Genomic DNA, 25,048 nt, shown 5'->3' on the forward strand with positions numbered 1-25,048 from the left:
TACAGAAGCATTCAATTCAGTCACCATTAAAGACATGATTGGCTGGTTCACTCATTGCTGTTACTACGTTGCTCCTGATACCTCAGAGTGTATTCCTCTCATGTGAGAACCGCTATATATTCCAAGAATGGCTGAAATTTTAAAAATTCTTAATGTCTCCGCTTCAAGGATTTTGAGGATTTTGACCCGATAAGGCAGCGCTCAAGAAGCTTCAACCAGACAAACTGATTAAAAATTTTAAAAATGTATCAAATGCGCCAGTTTTTTTTTACAGAAGGGTGAATAATTTACTCATATAAATCTTACTAATTACTCAGTATTCTAGGAGAACCTCACCCCTTCTCTTGCGCCCCTCTGTATCTGAAGGAAAGTGACTGGTTGAAGGTTCCAAATGATGCCTATTTAAACGGGTTTGCTTTCAGATTAATCCCTTCATAAGTTTTGCCCGTTAAAGCTTACAGCTATTTTGAATAATACCGGGAGAGAAAACAAAACTCTGGAAAATAGAGGTTACAAGCAGGTGTGGCTTGAAATTTAATCTTCAGCAACCTACTAAGATCCTATTTGGCAAGTAACCATAAAGATAGACTTTTAAAATTAAAAATATTTCAAAAGAAAGGTTTCATTAGCAATAAGCAGCTTCTGTAACAAAGTCTACCGTTTCGATTTTTAAAAGCGCCTAACTTAGCATAAAAAGCAGTATTTAACAGCGAGAGCAATAGCTGTACGGTTACACGTGCAATTGCGCCAGATACAGGTACGCAAGGAGGAACCGTGACTAACGTAACCACGCCTACAGAAGCAATAAAGGCAACCAAGCCTACAGAAAAACTAAATAAGATTGAAAAAGCCAAAGCTGCAAAACATCCCTTATTGCTGAAGCAAGAACTGGAGCATTTTGCACAAATTGGCTGGGAGGCGATGGACGAGTTTGAGCGGAACCAAGGGCTAAAGTGGTTGGGTTTTTTCCATCGCACGGTGACACCCGGCAAGTTTATGATGCGAATGCGGATACCCAACGGCATTTTGACCAGCACTCAGATGCGAGTACTGGCTGAAATCGTGCAACGCTACTGCACGGGTTCGGGATTTCAAAACCAGGGAAACGCCGACATTACCACCCGACAAAATTTCCAATTGCGGGGGATTCGGATTGAGGATATCCCAGAGATATTCAACCGTTTGTTAAAAGCGGGTCTGACTTGCATTCAATCGGGAATGGACAACGTTCGGAACATCACGGGTTCGCCAGTTGCAGGCATTGATGCGGCTGAATTGATTGATACACGGGGCATTGTCCGCAGCCTTCAGGACATGATTACCAATAACGGTGAGGGCAATCCCGAACTCAGCAACCTACCCCGAAAATTTAACATTGCCGTTGCCGGGGGTCGGGATAACTCCGTTCATGCCGAAATCAACGACCTTGCCTTTATCCCCGCATACAAAAACCACACCATTGGATTTAACGTCATCGTCGGCGGCTACTTTGCGCCGAATCAGTATGTAGAAGCCATTCCTCTCGATGTTTGGATTCCTCCTGAAGAAGCTGTGCCTTTGAGTAAGGCAATGCTGGAGGTTTTCCGGGATAATGGTCCCCGCGAGAATCGGCTAAAGTCCCGGATTATGTACCTGATTGAGGGCTGGGGCGTTGAAAAGTTTCGGGCGGAAGTGGAAAAACAACTAGGGCATTCGCTGGAATCGGCGGCTGAAAAAGATGAAATTGACTGGGACAAGCGCGACCATATTGGCGTTTATCCCCAAAAGCAACCCGGACTGAACTACGTCGGTTTGCACGTCCCTGTCGGTCGCTTGTATGCCCATGAAATGTTTGAACTTGCGCGAATGGCGGAAGTTTATGGCAGCGGGGAGATTCGTTTGACTGTCGAACAAAATTTGATTATCCCGAATATCCCGGACACGCGCTTAAGTCCCTTCTTAGAAGAACCACTGCTTCAAGAACGGTTGTCTATCGATCCAGCCATCTTGAATCGGGGGCTAGTTTCTTGCACAGGTAGCGAGTTTTGCGGCTTTGCGCTGATTGAAACGAAAAACCGGGCGCTTGCCTTGATTCAGGAACTGGAGGAAGAGTTAATTCAACCGCATCCGGTTCGCATTCACTGGACAGGTTGCCCAAATTCCTGCGGTCAACCGCAAGTTGCAGATATTGGCTTCATCGGTACGAAGACGCGCAAAGATGGTCAAACCGTAGAAGCGGTCGATATTTGGATGGGTGGCAAGGTCGGGAAAGATGCACACCTAGGCAAAGAAATCATGAAAAAGGTTCCTTGCGAGGATCTCAAGTCAGTGGTGAAAGACTTGCTGATCGAACACTTTGGGGCAATTCCCAAGCAGCCACAAGAAAAGCTAGAAGCAGAGATTGCCGTTAGTCGTTAGTCATGCGTCATTAGTCACTTGCTAATTACGAATGACCCATGACCCCTGACTAATGACCCATGATCCATGACCCATGACCCATGACGAATGCCATGAGTGACTCAACAAAAACCCTCTGCCCTTACTGTGGCGTTGGCTGTGGCTTAGAAGTTTCGCCGCCAGCATCTGCAAATCGGGAGACAAATCGAGATAGCCAAGGAAATCCGATCTGGAAAGTGCGGGGCGATCGCTCTCATCCCTCCAGTCAAGGTATGGTATGTGTCAAAGGAGCGACGGTTTCGGAATCGATTGATAAAAACCGTCTCCTCCACCCGATGATGCGCGACTCTCTGGATGCACCCTTCCGTCGCGCTTCCTGGGAGGAAGCCTTAAATGCAATCGTCAGTCGCATTGGTTCCGTCCTGAACTCCACTGGCCCAGATGCCCTCTGTCTCTATGGTTCCGGTCAGTTCCTCACGGAAGACTACTACCTTGCCCAAAAGCTTTTTAAAGGAATCTTGGGCACGAATAACTTCGATACCAACTCGCGCCTGTGTATGTCTTCCGCCACGGCAGGGTATTTTTACAGCCTGGGTTCGGATGGTCCGCCTTGTTGCTACGAAGATTTAGAACTAACCGACTGTGCTTTTATCATCGGTAGCAACACAGCTGAGTGTCACCCGATTATCTTCAATCGGCTGCGGAAACACCATAAACAGAACCATCACGTCAAAATGATTGTGGTCGATCCGCGTCGCACCACCACCGCCGAAGCAGCTGATTTGCATCTAGCCATTCGACCCGGTACGGATATCGATTTACTCAATGGCATCGCTCATTTGCTTCTACGATGGGGCAAGATGAATGTTGAATTCATTGAGGATTGCACCGCAGGCTTTTCCACCTACGCTGAGGTGATTCAACACTATCCACCGGAAGCGGTAGCCGAACGCTGCGGCATTTCCGTAGATGAGTTGATAACCGTTGCCAAAATGTGGGCTGATTCTAACCGAGTCCTCTCTATGTGGACGATGGGTTTGAACCAATCTTCCGAAGGGACTGCGAAAGTCTCCAGCTTGATCAACTTGCATCTGATGACGGGTCAAATTGGCAAACCCGGAAGCGGCCCTTTTTCCCTGACGGGTCAACCTAATGCGATGGGGGGACGGGAAGTCGGGGGTCTGGCTCATTTGTTGCCTGGATATCGTTTAGTGAAGAATGACCAGCAGCGAACTGAAGTTGAGCAGTTTTGGAAGCTTCCCACCGGGAAAATTTCGCCGGTTCCTGGTCGCAGTGCTTGGGAAATTATCACCGGACTAGAAACGGGAGAGGTAGAGTTTCTCTGGATTGCGGCGACTAACCCGGCGGTAAGTATGCCGGATCTGGAACGAACGAAAGCAGCGCTGAAGCGATCGCCTTTTACGGTCTATCAAGACGCCTACTATCCCACCGAAACCGCTGCTTTTGCTCACGTTCTACTCCCGGCGGCGCAGTGGGGTGAAAAAACTGGAACGATGACCAATTCGGAAAGAGTCGTCACCTTATGTCCAGCTTTCCGCAAACCCCCAGGGGAGGCGCGGGCAGATTGGGAAATCTTTGCAGAAGTGGGTCGTCGCTTAGGATATGCCGAACAGTTTGCTTATACTCACTCATCGGAAATTTATGATGAATTTGTACAGCTAACAGGCGATCGCCTCTGCGACCAAACGGGCATCAGTCACGAACGTCTGAAAAAAGAAGGCCCGATTCAATGGCCCGAACCGATTAAAAATGCCAAATTAAAAATTAAAAATGAACCGAGAAAATCTTCCCTCGGCACTCCTAAAAGGCTTTACACCGACTTGCGCTTCTCGACACCGGATGGACGGGCGCGTTTTGTTGCCAAGCATTCGCGGGGACTTGCAGAACCCCCCGATTCAAACTTCCCCTTTGTACTGACGACGGGCAGGCTGTACGGGCACTGGCACACGCAAACTCGTACCGGACGGATTGCCAAAATCAGCCAAATGCATCCGCAACCGTTCATTGAGATTCATCCCCGCGATGCTGCGAATTTAGCGATTCAGGAGAATGACTGGGTGGAAGTGCGAAGTCGTCGCGGGACTTCTCGATTCCCAGCCAAAGTCACTCAGACGATTTCTCCCGGTACCGTCTTTGTCCCTATCCACTGGGGCGATCTTTGGGCGGATGGTGCCGAAGCGAATGCCCTGACTCATCCTGTATCCTGTCCCGACTCTCTGCAACCCGAACTAAAAGCTTGCGCCGTGCAACTGGTGCCGATTGCTGCCCATCTAATCTCTGAGGGGTATATGCTTCCAGAGACTCCAGAGACAGAGACTCAACCGAAAGCTTTGTCCTCACCGCTGCGTGTTTGAAGCGATCGCAAAAGCTTTGGTTTTCTATCCGCTTTCACGCCTAAATTTCTACCAAAAGTTTACTGTTCTGGGTTAACCCGAACGCTATCTGCTTTTTCTCCAAAAGCGCTCCACAAGCCTGCCTCTCCCAGGGCGATTGGTGTCTGGGATTGGAGTTTTGCAAACGTTGAACTATAAACAACCGGAATCAACCCGAAAATCATCGATACCACCGTAACCAAAAGCACCACCATCAATGGATTAGAGGGTTCTTCCTCCGCTATCAATACTTGGGGGCGTTCTTGCGTTTTCATTACTAAAACCTTTTGATTAATTTCTAAAAATTGTGCGTCTATTTAAATCTAGCAAAAATTCTGTAGCTGAATATACAAAAATCTTCTTTTACAAAAGTTTAAAATAGCCTGAACTCGATTTTCTCGGTAGTGATGAATTTCAGCGAATACTGCACCTATCAAAAGGAGGAAATCAGATTTAGCAAGTTTGCAGAACCCGCTGAGGGATGCAACCACCATCCGTGTCTAGAGAGGAGTCAATGTCAGGAAATGCTCACATAGGATTAATCTAATTTTGCGAGAGATTCTGGCTCTCCGACCAAATAACGCGATCGCATTCTGAAAATATAGAGACTTATCAATATCATTTAATTTTTTGAAGCCCTTACAATCTAATGGCTCCAAGACTATCCGCAAAACCTATTAATAAATGCTGACTTAGTAAGATGTGACAGATGTATACAGACAGCTTCTAGAACGCCTAACTAGAAAATAGCAGCAGAGAAATCGGTCTAAAAATCCAAGCTGAGGAAAGCAGCTTTAGTAAAAACTTCTCATACCTTCCCTTTGATCAAAGGGAAGTTATTTGCTTGAAAAAATCAAACGGTTATCGCTCAGGAAATACTCAAAAATAATCCCTCTATTACACATTTTGCATGAGTTGAATGCAAAATGTGCAATGGAGAAGAAAGAATACTTCACAATACAGATACAATACCTAACAAGATAGAGATTTCAAAAGAAATCTGTCTTTTGTAACAAATTCTACGAACTCAGATTATTCAGTTCATTACTCTAACAGAAGCGCTTATTGCTAAAAAAACTAACGTTCGGCAGCTCGACTCGATAAGGTGAGATTTTATGTTTGAAAACTTTCAAGCAAAAAATAGACCGAACCCCGTGGCAAGCGCCTAATTACGTAAATTTTTTACCTAGGATTTATATCCCCGATTGAATCTATAAAATTTACGCTAACCCAAGAACAGTTCCCGCTTTGATGCATACTTTACTTGAAAAGAAGAGGTTCTGAAATGTCCGGATTATGGTCATTTAGCGGTCGATACCGCATCTTACACCTGACCTGGTTTGCATTCTTTTTAACCTTTGTCGTTTGGTTCAACTTCGCCCCTTTTGCCACAGCGGTGAAAGCAGATTTAGGTTTAAATGAAGCCCAACTCAGAACTCTCGCTATTTGTAACGTTGCGCTCACCGTTCCGGCTCGAATTATTGTCGGCATGATTCTGGATCGCTACGGTCCTCGGATCACCTATTCATGCCTTTTAATTTATGCGGCGATTCCTTGCCTGATGTTTGCATTTGCACAGAATTTTTCCCAATTAGTATTAAGCCGCTTAGCGCTGAGCATCGTTGGGTGTGGATTTGTGATTGGCATTCGGATGGTGGCGGAATGGTTTCCCCCGAAAGAAATTGGCTTAGCAGAAGGCATTTATGGCGGCTGGGGTAACTTTGGATCGGCAGGTGCAGCGTTTACCCTCCCGACAATTGCCACAGCAGCTGCCTTTTTAGGGGCAGGTCAAGTTAACTGGCGGTTTGCGATCGCGCTCACCGGAATTGTTGCCGCTATCTACGGAATTGTTTATTACTTAAACGTCCAAGATACCCCTCCAGGTAAGGTTTACCAGCGTCCCCAAAGCAGCGCCGGAATAGAAGTGACTACCCAGAGAGACTTCTGGTTTCTATTACTTAGCAACATTCCCTTAGTCGGCGTTTTGGGCGTCATTGCTTGGCGCTTAAATCAAGTTAAATTTCTTAATATCACTCAACTGTATGTCACCTGGTTTCTGCTGCTGTGCTTGTATGTATTCCAAGCTTATAACTGTTGGAAAGCAAATCACAGCTTGATGACTGGTAAAAAGCGCTACTCTGCTGAAGAGCGCTATCAATTTGGTCAAGTCGTCAATTTAGAAATTGCTTATCTTGCCTGTTTTGGCTCAGAGCTAGCTGTTGTTTCCATGCTCCCAACGTTTTTTCAAAGAGGCTTTGGATTGACAGAGGCGCTAGCAGCGGGAGTTGCCGGAACTTATGCCTTTATGAACTTGGCGGCTCGTCCAGGAGGTGGCTTAATTTCTGACAAGATTGGCAGCCGGAAGTGGACGCTGGCAGCAACGCTTGCTGGCACAGGAATTGGCTATCTAGTGTTTAGCGGTTTGGGTGCAAATATACCCCTGTTCGGGGTAGTTATTGTGACCATGATTGCTTCCTTCTTTGTCATGGCAGCGGAAGGTGCGACCTTTGCAATTGTTCCTCTAATTAAGCGGCGCGTAACGGGTCAGATTGCTGGTAACGTGGGTGCTTATGGCAACGTAGGAGCGGTAATTTACCTCACCGTCTATAGCTTTTTACCTCAGGATGCTGCGGGCGATCGCATATTTTTCCAGATGCTAGGAATTGTTGGCTTAATTTCGGCTAGTCTTTGTGCGTTTCTTCTCAAAGAACCGGAAGGCTCTCATGAAGGTGAAGAAGTCGGAATAACATCCTCAAAAACGCCCGTTTTCTCGCACGAACGCGAACAAAATTAATTTTGGTAGAAGTCCTAATTGGGAATAAATGAGGTGTTAAAAGTTATCCCAACTTAGGTTTAATAACTGTCTTTTTCTAAAACCAACCGAGTAGGGGTGAGATTGAAAGTCACCCCTATATTTTTATGGCGTGTTGAGCGGGTTTAGAGATATGCTTGGCTACTCATGCTTCCTTACCAATTTAGATAGATTATTAACATTCTTTCGGGATAAAGTTGTTTTTAATACACCTAAACGGGTGATTTGGGATTAAGTTAACTTTGCTTTCTTACTCACACTGCTAGTGACTTTGAGGAGATTTTATGTCGTCTCCCGATCGAACAACTGCCAGCAACGAGCATAACGTATATGCTGATACATTACCTAACGATTCCAACAGTGCAGGCGAACTAACTTATCAGCAAATTATTCTCTGTTCGGCAGTCATTGGAATTGCTGGAGGATTAGTTGCAACGGTTTATTATTACGCACTGGAATTAAGCCTGCATTTTGTTTGGCACACGCTGCCTGGTGTTTTGAATCCTTACTTCCCTAGCGGATTTCCCGCCTGGAATTACGTGTGGATTGCTACCACAATTGGGGGATTTTTTGTCGGTCTCACACTGCACTTCATGGGACTTCCCGGTGAAGTTTCTCTAGTCGTTGATAAGGTACACGATCCAGGACGAATTTCTCTACGCCAAACTCCGGCAATGATTGTTGCCTCACTATTTTCGATTGCAGCTGGTGGCAGTGCTGGCCCTGAAGCCCCGCTAGTACAAATCAATGGCAGTTTTGGCGGCTGGCTGGGTCAAAAGCTCAATCTGAGCCTGACGACAACCCGCGTGCTGACTTTCTGCGGCATGAGTGCGGCACTAGGTGCCTTCTTCGGTGCGCCCTTGGGTGGCGCACTCTTCGCCCTAGAAATTCCCCATCGTCGGGGATTGGAATACTACGAAGCGCTCATTCCTGCCGTGCTTTCGGCAATCTTAAGCTTTTTTGTGTTTCGATTTAACACGGGGTTGACGATTGGGGGGATGTATCACTTTGTCGCACCTCCTAAGCTTTCCCTGGTGAATTTAGGTCAAGGCGCACTGCTGGGGGCGCTAGGGGCGCTGATTGCGATCATCTTTATTGTTCTGTTCCGGAGTATTGGGTACTTGACTCAATACATCGAACACCACACGATTGCGCTGGCTACTTTGGGAGGGTTCGCAATTGGGCTGATTGCTTTAGTGTTTCCCCAGACCCTATTTTTTGGCGAAAAGGAAATTCATACGATTGTCGAAACAGGTTCGACGTTTGGAGTGACGATGTTGCTCGCGATCGCATTCGCGAAGATGCTAGCAGTTAGTTTCACCCTCCACTCCGGTTTCCGGGGAGGATTCATCTTTCCGCTGTTTTACATTGGTGCAGCAGTTGGCTTGGCAATTTCTCTAGCTTTTCCACAAATCCACCCGACAATCGGTATGATTTGCATGATGGCGGCAGTCAACGTGGCGGTGACAAAAACACCGATTAGTTCCACTGTAATTCTCAGCGTGCTTTCAGACACCGCAATGGTGCCGGTTCTGGTGATTGCCAGTTTTGTCAGTTTCCTGTTGACTACCCAAGTCTCGTTGATTCAAACGCAGCGATCGCGCACGCCGACCGGGTTGCAAAACCCCACCTCGCTGCCCCTATATACTGCTGCTAGTGACTTTCCACAAACCAGCCCTTGAATCCTGCCGATATTGAAAGCTTTTCACGATTGTGGTAATGCTCCTATTAGTCGCAGTTTATGCCTTTAGGAGCTTTTTCTTTGGAGAAGTTATTCATCAAAATTTTTGTTATTTTTAATGAATTAATTACCCAGAAAATGAATGAAGACTGACAAATCTACAAATAATTTCTTTCAATTTGAAGCCGATTTTGTAGAGTCCTTGCGTTGCATTCCGATGCAGGTGCGGATGAAATTAGACACTTGCGGCGTCAAACTAAAATTGCCTCACTGGCACCAATTTAGTCAAGCGGAACGACAAACCCTGGTAGAGATGCCCTGTACCACAACAGATGAAGCTCAAGCCTACCGGAAATTACTGCACCAATTCGTTGTAGAACACACAGGCGTCTCTCCCAGCGACCTGCCGATAGAACCTCATCCAGATTGGATGGATGCTACAAAAATACCGGCTAACATTCAGGAAAAGGCAGCAGAATTTGGAGCAATACTGACACCCCAACACTGGGCAGAACTCACTCCCGCCCAACGCTTTGCCCTCATCAAACTCAGCCGCCCCAGTCACGAAAACCAAAACTTTTTACCCGCACTCCAAGAATTTCACTTAATCTGAGCTATCAAGAAATGTGAAAAAAATTGCTACTTACCTTGCTGCGGCATAGTTATTAGGTTACAAACGATGCTGGCAGTGCTAGAGAAAGCGTTTGTGGTTTGTCCCATCACGCTCATTATTCATCTGCCGTCAACTTTACAGGACATCTTCAACATGCCTTTTACCGCTAGCGTTATTTCATGTCAGGAGTGGGGGGCCAGACCCCCCAAACAGTGGTCAGAGGAAACCACACCTAAATACGTGATCGTTCACCATACCGATACGCCCAATCCCCCCAGCCATATATCGAAAGGAACTGTGGATGGAGGGAAAAAATTTGCCAAAAGTGTTCAGAATACCCACATGGATGTTTTCGGCTGGTGGGATTCCGGTCATAATTTTTTGAATACAACGGACGGCGTTCTCCTAGAAGGAAGAAATGGCACTTTAGCAAAAATTAAACGAGGTTTGTGTATTCGCTCGTCTCATGCTGGCAGTGCTCTAGGCAATGAATCGCCGGGAATTGAAAATGAAGGCAGATTCATGACCCATCAGATGGGTGAAAAACAATGGAATAGTTTAGTCGATTTATGCGTTTCAATTTGCAGTTCCTGCAAGATTTCTCCTGATAATATCAAAGGGCATCGAGATTTTTCTGCCACTGATTGCCCTGGTGATTGGTTATACGCTCAACTACCCCGTTTGCGTCAAGCCGTTCGTCAAAAGTTGAGTGCAATCGGTGTTCCGACAGACGATGGTTCCTTAAGAGTTGGATCGCGAGGAGAAAAAGTCAAACAATTGCAGCAGTTTTTGAAGGACAAAGGTTTTAATCCGGGTCCCATTGATGGTAGTTTTGGTACGGGCACAGAAACGGCTGTGATTGCTTTTCAGAAATCCCAAGGGTTAAAGGCGGATGGAGTGGTAGGAACAACTACCTGGAATGCGCTCACCAACCCCACGCAAGTGCCTCCAGTTAATCTGGTGAATATGTGCAAATACTACCAAGGATTGCCTCATCAAGATGATGCGCTGGAGTGGCTTCAGACGCAGATTCCGAAAGCAACCCTCGATGAGTTTGGGAAAAGATGGCGTAAGACAACTTAAAAATGAGTGAGATAAAGTCAGGGGTTAGGAAAACAAACGATTCAGAATTTTCTCTTCCTCCTGGCTTTTATCTGCTTCGACAGCAATCCTTGCAGTAGTTATTAAATTCTCTATTGTCTTGTTGGATCGCCCTGTGGGACTTGGAGCAGTTCATTTCTTCCGAAATCAAATAAGACGGCTATTGGATGATTTACATTATTCGAGAGTCAGGGTTTGATAACATTTAAGGAATAAGTTGACGAACGGCTTACCGCTAGCTTCATCTATTATTGCCTCTGGCTTGGTTGCTTGAGAATGACTTTTGGCTTGGCATAAGCGGATGAAAAGTCGATGCCCCCCTAATGAAGATTAAACGCGCTCCAAAACATAAACCCGAAAACATTTGGTCGAAAGAATGGGATGATCTACTGCGGGGTGCCGCGGGTGGGTTTTTATTCGGAATTCCGCTACTGTACACGATGGAAGTCTGGTGGATTGGGTCGTTCACGGAACCGCCGGTGATGCTAGCTGCGATCGCTGCCACGTTTATCGTCGTTTTCCTGCTCAATCGCACCGAAGGCTTTCGCAAATATAAGGATATTCGACCGGGTGAAGCGGTGATAGATACCCTTGAAGCGATCGCTATCGGCGTCGTCTGCGCGACAAGTATCCTAATTTTATTGCGCGAAATCACCTTCGATACCTCTTTGGGTGAAGCATTAGGAAAAATAATCTTCGAGAGTGTACCGTTTGCTTTGGGTGTGGCGCTAGCGCGTTCTTTTTTAAGTGGCGATCGCTATCAATCTCCTAACAGCGATGAAAATCCCCCACAACCAGACAAAACCCGTCTCAATGCGACCTTGGCAGATATTGGGGGTACTTTGATTGGTGCCACGATTATTGCCTTTAACATTGCGCCTACTGACGAAATTCCCATGCTAGTCGCTGCTTCTTCCCCTCCGTGGCTGATTGCGATTATTGTTGCCTCGCTGTTAATTTCTTATGGGATTGTCTTTCAGGCTGGCTTTACTAATCAACAACAACGGAAACAACAGCAAGGACTTTTTCAGCGTCCCTTAAGCGAAACTGTTTGCTCCTATTTAGTGTCGCTTCTGGCAGCCACATTTATGTTGTGGTTCTTCCACCAGCTGAGCTTTGACGATCCGTGGCAAATGTGGTTGAGCTATACATTGTTACTAGGACTCCCAGCCACTGTAGGTGGCGCAGCAGGAAGGTTGCTAGCATGAGCCAAACGAATCAAGATAGCGATTCATCCCAACAGCAACGACCGCCGCGATCGCTTGCGGAATGGGTTTCCTTTGCGATCGCGACATCTATTGTGGCGCTACTCGTAGGACTGGTGCTGTATGACTGGGCAACCCAGAAAAATGAACCCCCGACTCTATCAGTCACCGCGAAGGAAAGAGAACTTCGTCAAACTCAAGAGCAATTCTACATCCCTTTTGAAGTGACGAATACTGGTGGAGAAACTGCTGAATCAGTCCAGATTATTGCCGAGTTGCGGGTTAATGGGAAAGTTGAAGAAACTGGCGAACAACAAATTGACTTTCTCTCCGGCGGCGAAAAGGAAGAAGGCGCATTTATCTTTAGCCGCAATCCCCGCGATGGCGAGTTAGTCGTGCGAGTCTCTAGCTACAAGTTACCTTAAGTTTTTTGATAACTGCTCATTTCCCGGTTCGCTGTAATTATTGGAAACGATGCAATGGTTAATAACAAGCTTGTCGCAGCGAATACTCGATTTGCCTTCAAACTATTTAGGGAACTTACAAAGCAGGAGCCTGACAAAAACATTTTTGTTTCTCCAGCAAGCATAGCGATCGCGCTCTCAATGACCTATAACGGCAGTGTGGGGCAGACACAGGCGGCAATGGCGATCGCGCTGGAATTGCAAGAAATGAGCTTGCAACAAGTCAACGAAGCTAACTTACAGTTGAAACAATCGCTAGAAAATCTGGATAACGAGGTGGAGTTAGCGATCGCTAATTCGCTTTGGGCGAATCAGAATGTGGAATTTAAACGGGATTTTTTGAAGCGAACCCAAGAGTTCTACGGTGCAAAAGTAACCAACCTGGACTTTAGCAGTTCCGATGCTTTGGCAACTATTAACAACTGGGTAAGCGAAAACACCCACGGCAAAATCGAGACAATTCTCCAAAAGCTTGACCCTCAAACCGTTTTAATCCTAATTAACGCTATCTATTTTAAAGGTATTTGGGCAAGCCCTTTCGATAAAGAAAATACACACGATAGAGCCTTTACATTACTTGATGGGACGCAGAAACAGTACCCGATGATGTCTCAGCACAGAACCTACCGCTACTACCAAGGTAAGAACTTTCAGGCGGTTAATTTACCCTACGGTAGTGAACAGGTGAGTATGTACATCTTCCTTCCAGATCAAGACTCAAACTTGCAAGCATTCCACAAAAATCTGAACGCTGAAAACTGGAATCAATGGATTTACCAATTCTGGCGAGAGGAAGGAACACTTGTTTTACCCCGCTTTCAGCTAGAGTATGAAGTAGCACTCAATGATGCCCTGATTGCCTTGGGGATGGGAATGGCTTTTGAAGGAGGTTTCCAGCAGATGTCTGCCCAAGACATTGCCATTGCCAGCGTCATCCATAAAACCTTTCTCGAAGTCAACGAAGAAGGAACCGAAGCCGCCGCCGCAACTGGTATAGAAGCCTCATTCGGTCCCCCCGACCCTCCCTTTAGCATGGTGGTTGACCGCCCGTTTTTCTGCGCGATTCGGGATGATGATACTGGAAGTTTGCTGTTTATGGGTTCTATTATGGAGCCACAGACTGCAACATCCAAGCAATCAAACAGGAGTTAGGAAAATGGCGGGAAAAAAAATCTTGATGCTCGTCGGTGACTTTGTTGAAGACTACGAAGTAATGGTGCCTTTCCAGGCATTACAAATGGTTGGGCATACTGTCCATGCAATTTGTCCCGATAAGAAAGCTGGAGATAAGGTGCGAACCGCAATCCATGACTTTGAAGGCGACCAAACTTATAGTGAAAAACCCGGTCACAACTTCACCTTAAATGCCACTTTTGATGAAGTGGAAGCGACAGAATACGACGCCTTAGTCGTTCCTGGTGGACGTGCGCCAGAATATATCCGTTTGAACCAGAAAGTATTAGAAATCACCCGCCACTTTGCCGAAGCAAATAAACCGATTGCTGCAATTTGTCACGGGTTACAAGTTTTGGTGGCAGCGGGAGTGCTAGAAGGCAGAAGTTGCACCGCTTACCCCGCTTGCGGCCCGGATGTTAACCGGGCAGGTGGGCTTTACGTGCATATTCCACCAGATGAGGCAATGGTTGACGGTAACTTAGTAACAGCACCTGCATGGCCTGCTCATCCTAACTGGTTGGCAGAATTCTTGAAACTTTTGGGAACGAAGATTGAGCATCAAGAAATGGTTGCGGTTTAACGGTCTCAATCCTATCGAAGTTAGATAATTTACTTGTCTTAGCGCTACCTACACTTGCGATTCGGTCTTAGCTCCCCTTTTAAGGCTACGGTGTACGCACATCTTGGGTTAAGGGGCAAAAAGTTGATTGATCCCCTAAATCTCCCTTTTTAAGGGGAACTTTGACTTAATTCGCCACCTTTTTTAAGGGGGGTTGGGGGATCAAAACGGGACTTGCAAGTTAAAGAAGTCTTGCGCGTATACGGTAGCTTTAAAAGAGGGTTTGGGGGCTTTCTTTGGATGTAACATCACTAATCGAGAAGTATTGGATTAGAAATCCAGTTCCTCAATCACAACCGTTCTTTTTTTCTGTTTTTAAAAAACTACTGGCTCGACTGTTCTCTTGTCTGGGTATCCAGCTTATCTACTCGATTACGCAAACGCTCCAACTCTAATCGATAGGTTTCTAATTGGCTTCTTGGAACCGTTAACCCTTCTTGATTAACTCGATTTCCAGCAGGATTATCAATGAGTTGTTCAACTTGATTTAAGCAGGCATTTAAACCGGCAGCAAATTCATACCGAGTTACAGGCCGATTGCCTTGAAAAGTTCCATCGCCATTTCCACTGAGACACCCATAACGCTCTGTTAGAAGTGGCATTTGAGAATTTGGATTATTGGGAATCGCTTCTTGTGCAACTGCACTGTTTGCTAACAGCAAGGCCATTCCCAAAACGGCTGGACTATATAAAAGTAGAGTCTTAAAAAATTTAGACATTTTAATTCTTTCCACTTAACTTGCAAAAAGGTAACTTGAAGTCTGCTGAAAAAGAAACTTTTATATCTTATTGTAATGAAAATCAACTAGCTATGTGTTGATTGCTGCTGGGAAAAGTATCAAAGTTTACTTACTTCTAATTACAGATACCAGGTTCCGCCTTCAGACGTTATCCCAGTAATAGGTAAAGCGCTAGATATAAAAATTTATACTGTCTCAGGAGAACGCTGAATGAATTTACCAGGAACCTCCGTCTCTGTTTGGCTCGACACTACAGAAGGGACAAAATACCCGCAATTGACCAGTGATATTACCGTAGATGTTGCCATTGTAGGCGGCGGCATTACTGGCTTAACCGCTGCGTTGCTATTGAAACGCGCTGGATTAAGGGTTGCAGTAATCGAGGGATCGCAAATTGGCAGTGGTGTCACCGGCTATACGACTGCCCACCTCACCGAAGCTGCTGACGAACGCTACCAAGACCTGATTTCCTCCTTGGGCGACACGGATGCGAAGCTGGTAGCAGAATCCAGTCGTGCGGCGATTGAACGCATTGCTAAGTTTGTGGCAGAAGAGAAGATTGATTGTGATTTTCAGCGAGTGCCGGGATATCTTTACACTGAAAAATCCCAGGATGTGTCTGAAATTGAGTCAGAGGCGGAAGCGGTTAGCAAGTTAGTGATTCCGGCTGCTTTGACCAAGGATGTGCCACTGCCATTTCCGGTAGAAGCGGCGGTGATGTTCCCCAATCAAGCGCAGTTTAACCCGATTCCCTATCTCCAAGGGCTTGCGAAGGCGATTGACGGTGGTGGCAGTTTTATTTTTGAGCAGTCATCTGTTGTCGATATCACCGGAGACAAGCCGAGTCGAGTTTCTACCGAACAGGGGACGGTAACGGCACTAGATGTGATTATTGCTACTCATACGCCGATTCACAATCTGAACAGTCTCCCGGACTTGTATGTAATGTCCACAAAAATTGCCCCGTATCGTTCTTACGTTATCGGAGTGAGATTGCGATCGCCATTACCGCCAGGACTGTTTTGGGATACCGAGGAGCCGTATCACTATACACGCAGCTACAAAGACCTGCTGATTATTGGCGGTGAAGACCACAAGACGGGTGAGGATGTGGATAATGAGGCGTGTTTCGAGCGCTTGGAAGTGTATGCGCGATCGCTCTATGATGTCGCCTCTATCGATTATCGCTGGTCAGCTCAATTGTACGAGCCGGTCGATGGTCTACCCTATATCGGGAAAACCGCAGCGAATTCTAATATCTACGTTGCTACCGGCTATTCTGGCAACGGCATGACCTTCGGCACCGTTGGCGGGATGCTAACAAGCGACTTGATTCTGGGACGGACGAATCCCTGGAGCGACCTTTACGACCCCAATCGCGCGAATATCCTCGCCAGCGCCCAGCGGTTTGTGACGGAGAATCTGGGCGTCGCCAAGCACTTTGTAGCGGATCGGCTTTTCAAGTCGGAGGGCAATGAACCCTCGGACGTAGCACCAGGCGAAGGCAAGATTCTTGACATCAACGGAAAGAAATATGCCGTCTACCGCGACGAGACGGATTATCTCTGTTCGCTTTCTCCAGTGTGTACTCACGCTGGATGCATTGTTGACTGGAATAACGCCGAAAAAACTTGGGATTGCCCTTGCCACGGTGGACGTTTCAGCCCTACGGGTGAGGTACTCAATGGCCCGCCGATTACGGATCTCGATCAAAAAGAATTGCCCAGTCAATTTACAACGAAAAGTTAACTACATTCACTTTTCTTTTCCCTCTCCAGATTGATTAAGTCAATCTGGAGGGTTGCTAGCGTGTTGGGTGAATAGAAACAAGAAATCTTCTCTGGATTTCATTTTTTTAGACACAGTTTAAGGACACACTAATGCCAGCAGAACAACAGCTACAACCACCCCAACATCAAGACCATCGACCGGGTACCGAATCAGAAATGACGCCTAGCCCCAAGGCAGACGATAGTAAATATCAAGGTAGTAACAAATTACGCGATAAAGTGGCGTTGATTACTGGCGGTGATAGTGGCATTGGTCGCGCAGTTTCTATCTTTTTTGCCAAAGAAGGCGCTGACGTGGCAATCATGTATCTGAACGAACACGATGATGCCCAAGAAACGAAACGGCTGGTAGAAGAACAAGGGCGCAAATGTATTACGATTCCTGGCGACATTGGTGACGAAAAATTCTGTCAGCAGGCTGTAGAAAATACGGTTGCGGAGCTTGGGAAACTCGATATTCTTGTTAACAACGCTGCCGAACAGCATCCTCAAGAAAGCATCGAAGACATCACTGCCGAACAGCTTGAGCGCACGTTCCGGACTAACATTTTCTCAATGTTTTTCTTGACGAAAGCTGCACTCAAGCACCTCAAAGAAGGCAGCGCGATTATCAACACCACTTCGGTGACAGCTTATAAAGGGAATCAGCAGCTGCTCGATTATTCGTCTACTAAAGGGGCCATTGTTGCCTTTACGCGATCGCTCTCAAAATCTCTGGTGGAAAAGGGAATTCGCGTGAATGGCGTCGCACCAGGCCCCATTTGGACGCCACTCATTCCTTCAACTTTCCCAGAGGAAAAAGTTGCCTCTTTTGGTAAACAAGTGCCGATGCAACGGGCTGGACAGCCAGAAGAAGTTGCGCCTAGTTACGTCTTTTTGGCGTCAGACGACTCTTCTTATATGTCCGGTCAGATTTTGCATCCCAACGGTGGCGATGTTGTCAATGCTTAACGCTGAGATGACTACCGATTTTTCTTGAAAGAATAGAAACCCGTTTTCTAACTAGAAAACGGGTTTTTTGATAGATGTTAGGAGTTAGCGATGGGATGCATCCTAGGGTATACGCCTATACCTTGAAAGGTGGGTCTTGTGCGTACAAAAGCTGCTCCCCGTAGGCCGAAGAATTTTTAGTTGAGTCTGCGTAGGCAGGCTTTGTTTATGTATACCTACGCTTCTAGTGCGGGGGCGTGTATTTACCTAGTGAAACAAAAAAACTCCCACCACGTAAGTAGTGGGAGTGCAAACGTCAGTTAAGTTTAGAGAGGTATGGCTTTAGAGGTTGAACGTGCTTCCGATTACTTCATCGAAGCTGCCATTTCTTGCTGAATTTTGCTCTTGGCAGCTTTGAATTCGCTAGACATTTGCTCTTTTTGCTCGGTGCTGCAATTGTTGTCAATGGCTGCAAACATCGTGCTTTCTTCTTGACGAATATGATCGCCAACCGCATCCATCAACTGCTTAATTTTTGATTTGAATTCGTCTTTGGAAGAAGCAGGGTTGATCGCTTTAATTTCATCCAACATCCGCTTCATTTCGGCTTGCTCATCGTACAGCTCTTGAGTATTGTCGTCACCGTAGAAAGACCGAACTCTGGGGTAAACAATTTCTTCTTCGGCTTGAGCGTGTGCCAATAAATCTTTGTAGAGCTGCCCAAAATACTCTTGGAGTTTTTGAGGATCGTCAGTAGCCCCAATTTCTGTAAAGATGGTGTTGGTCTTATTGTGATCCAGGCGGATGAGCGTCTGGATGTTCATATCTTGCTTATCGGTGTTTTGGGTGACGGCGCTACCAAACACACCAGACAAGGCTGCAACAGCGTCTTGAACTCGTGCCCACAGTCCCTGATCTGCGTCTTTTCCAGTCAGTTCGCGGACACCCACGAGTTCTAGCAGTCCTTTGAGTTGTTCCTGGTGAGCGCGGTTCTCAAAGTTAACAGCATTTAAAGGTCCAATCGCCAGTTCAATATCAGCACCCACGACTTGAGCAGCTTTGTGAACTACGATACCGCTCATCGCCTGAGCGTGCTTCAGGAGTTCGTGTTGAACTAATTTCTGGTAGAGAGACAGCTTATCACCAGACATTAATTCTTGGGTCTTCTGAACAAATTCCTGAACTGTCTCGTGGGGTTCAGAGGGAACGCCGTACTGAACAATTACCGTTTCTAGAACGCCCAGGTTTTTCTGGTCGTCCTGGAGCATATTCTGCAAGCGATCGCGCACATCTTGATCGGGAGTGGCACCGAGCAGTGTTTGCTCGTTAGAGATGATTAAATTTTGCGTCGCTTTCATGTCTGCCAATTTTTGAGCGATCGCAATGCGCTTTGTATCGTCCAGTGTTGATACCATTTTTGTTCCTTACTTTGAAATATTATGATTTTTGAATCTTTATGAATAATCTCACAATCTCTTAAGGTAATTCATCTTTCCCGCGACTGAATCCAAAAGTATGGTTTATAGAGGAGATAAATACTTTTAACTTATAGATTTTTATTTGGAATTAAAATTATTAAAACTTCTACTTTTGATAGTTTACAAAATTAGGGTTCTTGAGTATAGTGATGATTCATCTAAATAAGTTTCAAGAATATATCGCTGTAAATGATTTGTGAACGGGAGTTCTCCGGCTTCTCTAAAAAGCTGGAGAGCTGAACCAATGGTATCTCACACCTAAAAGAGGATAGATATACTTTATTCCTTCAATATTCCTTCAATAGAAAACGTAAAGTTACGCGCTCAATAAAAATTAACTCGTCAATAAAATAAATCTAGGAGGATAGCTTATAGACCCTCCTAGATTTAATTGCTTTATTCCAGCGATGGCAGTTAGCGATCGCACTTATTAACTATAGGGAAACTACGTTCCAAAGCTCCCTACAGAGTTAATTCTGTTCGCGCGCACTACTACTTGCTAGAAGCTGCCATCTGGTCTTGTAGCTTGCTCTTAACAGATTTGAACTCGGTTGCCATTTGTTGTTGCTGCTCGCTGCTGAAATTATCGCGCAGCTTAGCGAACATCTCGTTCTCTTCTTGATTAATGTGATGGTTGGTAGCGTCGCTTAGCTGACGAACTTTCGCTTTGAACTCAGAAGAAGAAGGACTCATCGCCTTAATTTCATCCAGCATACGAGCTTGCTCAGCTTGCTCGTTATACAGATCCTGCGTGTCCTGATAATAGGAGCGCACTGCTGGATAAACAACTTGCTCTTCGGCTTTAGCGTGAGCCATCAAGTCTTTGTAAAGCTGACCGAAGTATTCTTGGATCTTTTGAGCGTCGTTGGAATTCTCAATTTCCATAAACAAGGTCTTCGCCTTGCTATGATCCATGCGAAGAATTTCGCCGATGGTCATATCAGAACGGTCGGAGGTTTGGGTGACAGCACTACCAAATACCCCTGATAATGCGGCAACGGCGTCTTGAACCCGTCCCCACAGTCCTTGATCGGCTTCTTGTCCGGTTAGTTCGCGAACACCCAGAATTTCCAGAATACCTTTCAGTTGCTCTTGGTGAGCGCGGTTCTCAAAGTTAACGGTATTCAAGGGAGTAATGGCAGCTTCAACATCAGCACCAACTACTTGAGCAGCTTTGTGAATCAGTAAACCCGTCATGGTTTGCTTATGCTTAAGCAATTCATGCTGAGATACTTTTTCAAACAAAGTCAGTTCAGAACTTTCCATTAGCTTCTGAGCTTCACCAATTATCTTGGTTGTGGATTCCTTGGGTTCGGCTTTGACACCGTACTGAATAATTACAGTATCGAGAACACCGAGGTTTTTCTGATCGTCATCAAGCATATCTTGTATGCGCTTGCGAAGATCATCATCGGCGAGCGCAGAGATGAACTTTTGCTCGTTAGCAATTAGCAAGTTTTGCAGCGCTTTCATATCTGCCAACTTCATGCCAATCGCTATGCGCTTGGTATCATCTAGTGTCGTTACCATTCTTTTGTTCTCCACTCAATAATCATAGGATCGGAATCTATCTCGAAGATAGTCATCTCTGTCGAGTAGATTCATCTCTCTTTTGAGAGATCCCCCTTATTTATCCTTTTTATAACGTCCAATTTTTATTGGCTCTATCCAAAGATAGAAAAGATTCAAAACCTTAGGACTTTTCTCTTTTTTAGTTGGATTAGTATATTCTTATTTTGGTTATTCGGCATCTATCGTAAATCATATTTGAAAAGTTAAAATAGCCTGAACTTTGATGACGGAGATTTGACAAGCTAGTTATTATAAAAACAGTTTTGTGCCACTATCTTAAGAATGAAATATTGAGTTTAAATTTGTGTATAGCCGATCACTTTGTCACCATTCCACCATCAGGCAGATACACTTCTTAATACGGGTCGCTAGATTGACTCAATAACAGACTCAATTAAGACAAGGGCAGGAGACAGGGCGTGACGACGAATAAGGATGCTTCTCTGGGGCAGCAGGCACTTAACAAAGCAGCAGAAATAGGATTATCTAGCCAACTCGATGAAGTAGAAGAATTAGCCGTAGATATCCAGAGCGATCCACTGAAAATGGTTCAGGGACAGGTGGATTCAGTCACCGTTGAAGGTGAAGGTTTGGTGATGAACAAAGACCTCCGGATGGAGGAAATGAAAATGGAAATGCGTGGCATCTCCATCAATCCCCTCAGCGCTGCTTTTGGCAAAATTGAATTAACCAAACCCACTGATGCAACGACCCACGTTGTCTTGACGGAAGCAGACATCAACCGGGCATTTAACTCGGAATTTGTCGGTAGTAAGCTGCAAAGTATGCAGGTATCAGTCAATGGACAACCGATGACCATTGACACTAAAAAGGTAGATTTTCGCCTACCTGGTGAGAACAAAATTGCATTGAGTGCCGACGTGCTGCTGCGCGAATCTGGAGAAACCACGCAAATTGCCTTTACAGCAGTGCCCCGAGTTGGTGCAAATGGGCAGAAGGTCAATCTGGAAGACGTTGAGTATACCGAAGGCAAGGAACTCTCCCCAGAACTGACGGCGGCGCTATTAGAAAAATCGAGCGAACTGTTGAACCTAAGTAACTTCGATCTACAAGGAATGTCGCTTTGCATCAAACAATTAAATCTAGAATCGGGAAAAATGACGCTTTTGGCGGAAGCGCGCGTGGAGCAAATTCCTTCAGGCTAGTGATGAACTGTTTGCGGTTCGCTGTTTGCCGTTAATCGAGGGGGTTAAGATCGGCAACCCAAAGCTAATAGCCAACAGCGATCGCTTGCTTTCACTCGTCTAACTCCTAGAATCCATAGAGAAGAACATGACACAAACTCCCAATATCCCGCCGCTGATTGAAAGTGATGAGACCGATTATCAAGATAGCGGGGTGACAAGCACAGTCGCGATCGCAGGACATCCCCTGCATCCACTGATCGTCACCTTTCCCATTGCTTTTTTGACTACACCAGCAGCAGCGGATCTCGCCTACTGGTGGACAAAAGATCTCTTCTGGGCACAAGCCTCCTTTTGGCTAATCGGCATTGGCTTGGCAAGCGGGGTGCTTGCAGCCCTAAGCGGCATGATGGACTTTCTGAGAATTGAACGAGTTCGCAAGCGCAGTGCTGGCTGGGCACACATGGTACTGAATGTCGCCGCCCTAGGGCTGACAATTGCCAACTTTGCACTCCGTTGGGGCAATACCTCAGGAGCCATATTGCCTACAGGGCTTACAATCTCAATTATTGTGGCAACCCTTCTCGGTTTGTCGGGTTGGTACGGAGCCGAGCTAGTCTATCGGCATAAAGTTGCTGTGATCGGCTACGGGGATTCAAATAGATAGAAAAAATAAGCAGGCGACATCCACGTCGCCTGCCAATTAATTTAAAAATTTCCTCTACACTTGTTTAGCATCGCTAAAAGGTAGAAGCCGCAAAAGCTAAATTTTTCTGCGTTATATCAATCCTGGCCCTTGATGACGCTTGTCACCTTCCATCGTCAGCTTCCCTTCTTCATCGTCCTGTAATTCTGAGACAGTTTCAGCGCGTTCGGCAGCCTCGGCTTCTTCTTTGGCTTTCAAGTCTCCAGGTTCGTTCACATACATTTCGGGTTCGATGGCATAGTTATTTAAAAGACCTTCTTTGTCTACCGTGTAGCCATCTGTAGTATCGATACTTCCATCATTTGTTTGATCGTTAGTAGGGGATTTTTCCTCATCATCTTTTCCGGGAGTTGTTTTAAATGCATTCCCCTCTCTTTCTCTACGTGCTGCGGTTTCAGCAGGTACAATCCCCCGATCGTAGTTATCTTCACCAACTCGTTGACTGCTGTCTACGTTATCTGTTTGATTATTCATGACTATTATTCTCCCAACAATATTCAGCTTTAGAAACTAAGAATATAATTTTTGGTATACCTTTATACTCTACCTTGAGTATTAGATCGTCTAAGTATAAAAAATTTATATAAGATTGCGTAATTAATAACAACTAGGATATAAATTAATCTCCTACTTAAGAAGGAAATATTGAACTCTTCTGTGTGCTATGAAGCTCAGTTGGATGCAGAAGCCTGCTCGTTGGCGCGGCTTTAGTCTAAATGTATAGAATACAGAACTGAGAACTGCTTGGAAGTGTAGCCAATGCTTCGAGACGCCAAATATATCAAGCGGATTATCCTCTCGCTGCTGATTATTGTGCCCCTGGGATTGCTCTCCAAGAAATACACTGGGTTCGGTCGCGGCTGGGTCAACGATTTCTCAGGTGATATCTTATACGAAATATTTTGGTGTTTGTTCGGGTTTTTCCTGTTTCCGAGTCGCAAAGCAATGAACCAAATTCCAATTTGGGTATTCGGTATCACCTGCACGATCGAATTTCTGCAACTGTGGCACCAACCTGTTTTAGACTCGATTCGCTCGACTTTTCTGGGCAAACTGTTGCTTGGAACCACCTTTTCTTGGTGGGATTTCCCCCATTATCTGCTCGGTTGCATCATCGGGTGGCTATGGTTACAGCAAATTGTTAGAGGTTACAAAGATAAAACCCCGATTCGCTCGGATAAATAGATAGGATGATTAGATGAGGGAGAATTTTCAGTAGTTTTTAGCCTGTGTTTGATGGCTAATCAGAGGTAACTGAATTAACCCGAACGGGATGCCCCTACCTTGATTTAACTTTTGATCTTTCTCGCCAGCTTTTCAGCATCAAGCTGTTTTCTTTCAGCATCAAGCTTAGGGTAATTAGCTGTTCGGATAGTAATATCAGCTCTTGGCTCGTGGCGATTAGCTCCTGACTTTCGCAGATAAGCTCAGACGATCTGCTCAGCAGATCGTCTGTTCTGGTTGTTATATTTTGCTGAGATATCTCAGAATCTTGCTGTTTAGATTCTGCCAAATCTAAAGGATATGGGGGAACTTCAAAACAAGTTGATTTTTGCCACTTCCTGTTGCTCAGTTTGTGTTTTGTCATGCTCTGAATCCAGTTAACGGAGATGTTAGCAGGTATTGTAAAAGACAAAATTTGAACTTACTAGTAGATTTTAAAGGTGAAAGCGATCGCGTAGCACCTGCGTAGCAGGTGCTACGCGATCGCTCGAATTTTTGGACGGGTTTTAGTATCTACTTATCTATATATTAGTTGCTTGGATTGTACGAGCAGCTTTTTCCTTGTGGCGATTAGCGCTTCACTTGTAGCGATTAGCGCTTCACTTGTGGCGATTAGATCCTGACTTTCGCCGATCAGCCTAGATGATTTGCTGAGCAGATAATCTGTTTTAGTTATTATATTTGGCTGATATATTTCAGAATCTTGCTGTCCAGACTCAGCTAAAGATAAATCATCTTGATGAATTTTACAGCAAGATAGTTTTTGCCACTTCCTATTGCTAACGTTATATTTTGTCATGTTAGGAATCCAGTTGATGAAGATGCTGGTGTGGTGTTGTAAAAAAGTGAAGTTGGTTCAGGGGATGCCAAAAATCGAGCGCTCGTGTGGCAACCGCTACGCGGTTGCCACACGAGCATTTAAAATTTAGAATATCGTCGTACTATCTACTCATCCAGCAATTTTAGATCAATTTTTCTGGACAAATTTTTTTCGTCAAAACTTATTGACAATGGATTAAATTC

Annotated in this window: 22 protein-coding genes; 15 read left to right on the plus strand and 7 right to left on the minus strand. The window is 45.5% G+C overall.

What is annotated here, in order from left to right; translation table 11 throughout:
- Positions 1 to 774: 774 nt before the first annotated feature.
- A complete protein-coding gene (locus NC994_RS09540) occupies positions 775 to 2,397 on the plus strand; it encodes a ferredoxin--nitrite reductase (protein WP_347276527.1) in 1,623 nt (540 codons plus the stop codon).
- A gap of 92 nt (positions 2,398 to 2,489) precedes the next feature.
- Positions 2,490 to 4,751 (plus strand): nitrate reductase, encoded by a 2,262-nt coding sequence (locus NC994_RS09545; protein WP_190440013.1) that lies wholly within the window; start codon positions 2,490 to 2,492, stop codon positions 4,749 to 4,751.
- 59 nt (positions 4,752 to 4,810) lie between these two features.
- On the opposite strand, the gene NC994_RS09550 is transcribed toward NC994_RS09545, so the two are convergent.
- Positions 4,811 to 5,044, minus strand: coding sequence for a hypothetical protein (locus tag NC994_RS09550; RefSeq protein WP_190415875.1), 234 nt, complete (start codon positions 5,042 to 5,044; stop codon positions 4,811 to 4,813).
- A gap of 1,010 nt (positions 5,045 to 6,054) precedes the next feature.
- On the opposite strand from NC994_RS09550, the gene NC994_RS09555 reads away from it, so the two are divergent.
- From NC994_RS09555 to NC994_RS09590, 8 genes are all read left to right on the plus strand, one after another.
- Positions 6,055 to 7,563 (plus strand): NarK family nitrate/nitrite MFS transporter, encoded by a 1,509-nt coding sequence (locus NC994_RS09555; RefSeq protein ID WP_190440015.1) that lies wholly within the window; start codon positions 6,055 to 6,057, stop codon positions 7,561 to 7,563.
- A 302-nt stretch (positions 7,564 to 7,865) separates the two neighbouring features.
- Complete coding sequence (locus NC994_RS09560) at positions 7,866 to 9,263, plus strand: chloride channel protein (protein ID WP_190415880.1); 1,398 nt, start codon at positions 7,866 to 7,868, stop codon at positions 9,261 to 9,263.
- A 141-nt stretch (positions 9,264 to 9,404) separates the two neighbouring features.
- Complete coding sequence (locus NC994_RS09565; protein ID WP_190440017.1) at positions 9,405 to 9,875, plus strand: nitrate reductase associated protein; 471 nt, start codon at positions 9,405 to 9,407, stop codon at positions 9,873 to 9,875.
- A 66-nt stretch (positions 9,876 to 9,941) separates the two neighbouring features.
- Positions 9,942 to 10,958, plus strand: a complete 1,017-nt coding sequence (locus NC994_RS09570) for a peptidoglycan-binding protein (protein WP_242030308.1) — start codon at positions 9,942 to 9,944, stop codon at positions 10,956 to 10,958.
- A gap of 341 nt (positions 10,959 to 11,299) precedes the next feature.
- Positions 11,300 to 12,184 carry a TIGR02587 family membrane protein gene (locus NC994_RS09575; RefSeq protein WP_190429991.1) on the plus strand — a complete coding sequence of 295 codons (885 nt, stop codon included), beginning with the start codon at positions 11,300 to 11,302 and terminating at the stop codon, positions 12,182 to 12,184.
- Entirely contained in the window at positions 12,181 to 12,606 is a 426-nt protein-coding gene (locus tag NC994_RS09580) for a TIGR02588 family protein (protein WP_190440019.1), read from the plus strand. The genes NC994_RS09575 and NC994_RS09580 overlap by 4 nt, the downstream gene beginning before the upstream one ends.
- A 54-nt stretch (positions 12,607 to 12,660) precedes the next feature.
- A complete protein-coding gene (locus NC994_RS09585; protein WP_190440022.1) occupies positions 12,661 to 13,797 on the plus strand; it encodes a serpin family protein in 1,137 nt (378 codons plus the stop codon).
- Between the two features lie 4 nt (positions 13,798 to 13,801).
- Positions 13,802 to 14,401, plus strand: a complete 600-nt coding sequence (locus tag NC994_RS09590) for a DJ-1/PfpI family protein (protein ID WP_190440024.1) — start codon at positions 13,802 to 13,804, stop codon at positions 14,399 to 14,401.
- Between the two features lie 362 nt (positions 14,402 to 14,763).
- Here the strand turns inward: NC994_RS09590 and NC994_RS09595 are convergent, their stop codons facing one another.
- The gene (locus NC994_RS09595) at positions 14,764 to 15,159 is read right to left on the minus strand and encodes an S-layer homology domain-containing protein (protein ID WP_190429988.1); all 396 of its coding nucleotides are present in this window, start codon (positions 15,157 to 15,159) and stop codon (positions 14,764 to 14,766) included.
- Between the two features lie 231 nt (positions 15,160 to 15,390).
- Here NC994_RS09595 and NC994_RS09600 point away from each other — a divergent pair, with 231 nt between their 5' ends.
- Together NC994_RS09600 and NC994_RS09605 are read left to right on the plus strand one after the other, a co-directional pair.
- The gene (locus tag NC994_RS09600) at positions 15,391 to 16,929 is read left to right on the plus strand and encodes an FAD-dependent oxidoreductase (protein WP_190429987.1); all 1,539 of its coding nucleotides are present in this window, start codon (positions 15,391 to 15,393) and stop codon (positions 16,927 to 16,929) included.
- Positions 16,930 to 17,060: 131 nt separating this feature from the next.
- Positions 17,061 to 17,921, plus strand: coding sequence for an SDR family oxidoreductase (locus NC994_RS09605; protein ID WP_190429986.1), 861 nt, complete (start codon positions 17,061 to 17,063; stop codon positions 17,919 to 17,921).
- 344 nt (positions 17,922 to 18,265) lie between these two features.
- Here NC994_RS09605 and NC994_RS09610 read toward each other — a convergent pair whose 3' ends face one another.
- Together NC994_RS09610 and NC994_RS09615 are read right to left on the minus strand one after the other, a co-directional pair.
- Complete coding sequence (locus NC994_RS09610) at positions 18,266 to 19,315, minus strand: hemerythrin domain-containing protein (RefSeq protein WP_190429985.1); 1,050 nt, start codon at positions 19,313 to 19,315, stop codon at positions 18,266 to 18,268.
- A gap of 555 nt (positions 19,316 to 19,870) precedes the next feature.
- Positions 19,871 to 20,908, minus strand: coding sequence for a hemerythrin domain-containing protein (locus NC994_RS09615; RefSeq protein ID WP_190415051.1), 1,038 nt, complete (start codon positions 20,906 to 20,908; stop codon positions 19,871 to 19,873).
- Between the two features lie 461 nt (positions 20,909 to 21,369).
- Here NC994_RS09615 and NC994_RS09620 point away from each other — a divergent pair, with 461 nt between their 5' ends.
- Together NC994_RS09620 and NC994_RS09625 are read left to right on the plus strand one after the other, a co-directional pair.
- On the plus strand, positions 21,370 to 22,116 hold the full coding sequence (locus NC994_RS09620) for a DUF2993 domain-containing protein (protein ID WP_347276955.1): 747 nt from the start codon (positions 21,370 to 21,372) through the stop codon (positions 22,114 to 22,116).
- A 127-nt stretch (positions 22,117 to 22,243) separates the two neighbouring features.
- The gene (locus NC994_RS09625; protein WP_190415052.1) at positions 22,244 to 22,762 is read left to right on the plus strand and encodes a DUF2231 domain-containing protein; all 519 of its coding nucleotides are present in this window, start codon (positions 22,244 to 22,246) and stop codon (positions 22,760 to 22,762) included.
- A gap of 111 nt (positions 22,763 to 22,873) precedes the next feature.
- Here NC994_RS09625 and NC994_RS09630 read toward each other — a convergent pair whose 3' ends face one another.
- On the minus strand, positions 22,874 to 23,275 hold the full coding sequence (locus NC994_RS09630) for a hypothetical protein (protein ID WP_190415053.1): 402 nt from the start codon (positions 23,273 to 23,275) through the stop codon (positions 22,874 to 22,876).
- A 285-nt stretch (positions 23,276 to 23,560) separates the two neighbouring features.
- Here NC994_RS09630 and NC994_RS09635 point away from each other — a divergent pair, with 285 nt between their 5' ends.
- Entirely contained in the window at positions 23,561 to 23,986 is a 426-nt protein-coding gene (locus NC994_RS09635) for a DUF2809 domain-containing protein (protein WP_190440026.1), read from the plus strand.
- Positions 23,987 to 24,080: 94 nt separating this feature from the next.
- Here NC994_RS09635 and NC994_RS09640 read toward each other — a convergent pair whose 3' ends face one another.
- Both NC994_RS09640 and NC994_RS09645 read right to left on the minus strand, forming a co-directional pair.
- Positions 24,081 to 24,389 (minus strand): hypothetical protein, encoded by a 309-nt coding sequence (locus tag NC994_RS09640; protein ID WP_190440029.1) that lies wholly within the window; start codon positions 24,387 to 24,389, stop codon positions 24,081 to 24,083.
- A 153-nt stretch (positions 24,390 to 24,542) separates the two neighbouring features.
- A complete protein-coding gene (locus tag NC994_RS09645; protein WP_190440030.1) occupies positions 24,543 to 24,824 on the minus strand; it encodes a hypothetical protein in 282 nt (93 codons plus the stop codon).
- Positions 24,825 to 25,048: the final 224 nt, after the last annotated feature.

The sequence above is a fragment of the Trichocoleus sp. AS-A1 genome, from assembly GCF_039962015.1.
GTDB lineage: Bacteria > Cyanobacteriota > Cyanobacteriia > Cyanobacteriales > FACHB-T130 > FACHB-T130.

Excerpts from the sequence above, each read along its gene's own strand:
- NC994_RS09545 (WP_190440013.1), top strand. The coding sequence starts at position 2,490 with ATGAGTGACTCAACAAAAACCCTCTGCCCTTACTGTGGCGTTGGCTGT.
- NC994_RS09550 (WP_190415875.1), bottom strand. The coding sequence starts at position 5,044 with ATGAAAACGCAAGAACGCCCCCAAGTATTGATAGCGGAGGAAGAACCC.
- NC994_RS09555 (WP_190440015.1), top strand. The coding sequence starts at position 6,055 with ATGTCCGGATTATGGTCATTTAGCGGTCGATACCGCATCTTACACCTG.
- NC994_RS09560 (WP_190415880.1), top strand. The coding sequence starts at position 7,866 with ATGTCGTCTCCCGATCGAACAACTGCCAGCAACGAGCATAACGTATAT.
- NC994_RS09565 (WP_190440017.1), top strand. The coding sequence starts at position 9,405 with ATGAAGACTGACAAATCTACAAATAATTTCTTTCAATTTGAAGCCGAT.
- NC994_RS09570 (WP_242030308.1), top strand. The coding sequence starts at position 9,942 with ATGCTGGCAGTGCTAGAGAAAGCGTTTGTGGTTTGTCCCATCACGCTC.
- NC994_RS09575 (WP_190429991.1), top strand. The coding sequence starts at position 11,300 with ATGAAGATTAAACGCGCTCCAAAACATAAACCCGAAAACATTTGGTCG.
- NC994_RS09580 (WP_190440019.1), top strand. The coding sequence starts at position 12,181 with ATGAGCCAAACGAATCAAGATAGCGATTCATCCCAACAGCAACGACCG.
- NC994_RS09585 (WP_190440022.1), top strand. The coding sequence starts at position 12,661 with ATGGTTAATAACAAGCTTGTCGCAGCGAATACTCGATTTGCCTTCAAA.
- NC994_RS09590 (WP_190440024.1), top strand. The coding sequence starts at position 13,802 with ATGGCGGGAAAAAAAATCTTGATGCTCGTCGGTGACTTTGTTGAAGAC.
- NC994_RS09595 (WP_190429988.1), bottom strand. The coding sequence starts at position 15,159 with ATGTCTAAATTTTTTAAGACTCTACTTTTATATAGTCCAGCCGTTTTG.
- NC994_RS09600 (WP_190429987.1), top strand. The coding sequence starts at position 15,391 with ATGAATTTACCAGGAACCTCCGTCTCTGTTTGGCTCGACACTACAGAA.
- NC994_RS09605 (WP_190429986.1), top strand. The coding sequence starts at position 17,061 with ATGCCAGCAGAACAACAGCTACAACCACCCCAACATCAAGACCATCGA.
- NC994_RS09610 (WP_190429985.1), bottom strand. The coding sequence starts at position 19,315 with ATGGTATCAACACTGGACGATACAAAGCGCATTGCGATCGCTCAAAAA.
- NC994_RS09615 (WP_190415051.1), bottom strand. The coding sequence starts at position 20,908 with ATGGTAACGACACTAGATGATACCAAGCGCATAGCGATTGGCATGAAG.
- NC994_RS09625 (WP_190415052.1), top strand. The coding sequence starts at position 22,244 with ATGACACAAACTCCCAATATCCCGCCGCTGATTGAAAGTGATGAGACC.
- NC994_RS09630 (WP_190415053.1), bottom strand. The coding sequence starts at position 23,275 with ATGAATAATCAAACAGATAACGTAGACAGCAGTCAACGAGTTGGTGAA.
- NC994_RS09635 (WP_190440026.1), top strand. The coding sequence starts at position 23,561 with ATGCTTCGAGACGCCAAATATATCAAGCGGATTATCCTCTCGCTGCTG.
- NC994_RS09640 (WP_190440029.1), bottom strand. The coding sequence starts at position 24,389 with ATGACAAAACACAAACTGAGCAACAGGAAGTGGCAAAAATCAACTTGT.
- NC994_RS09645 (WP_190440030.1), bottom strand. The coding sequence starts at position 24,824 with ATGACAAAATATAACGTTAGCAATAGGAAGTGGCAAAAACTATCTTGC.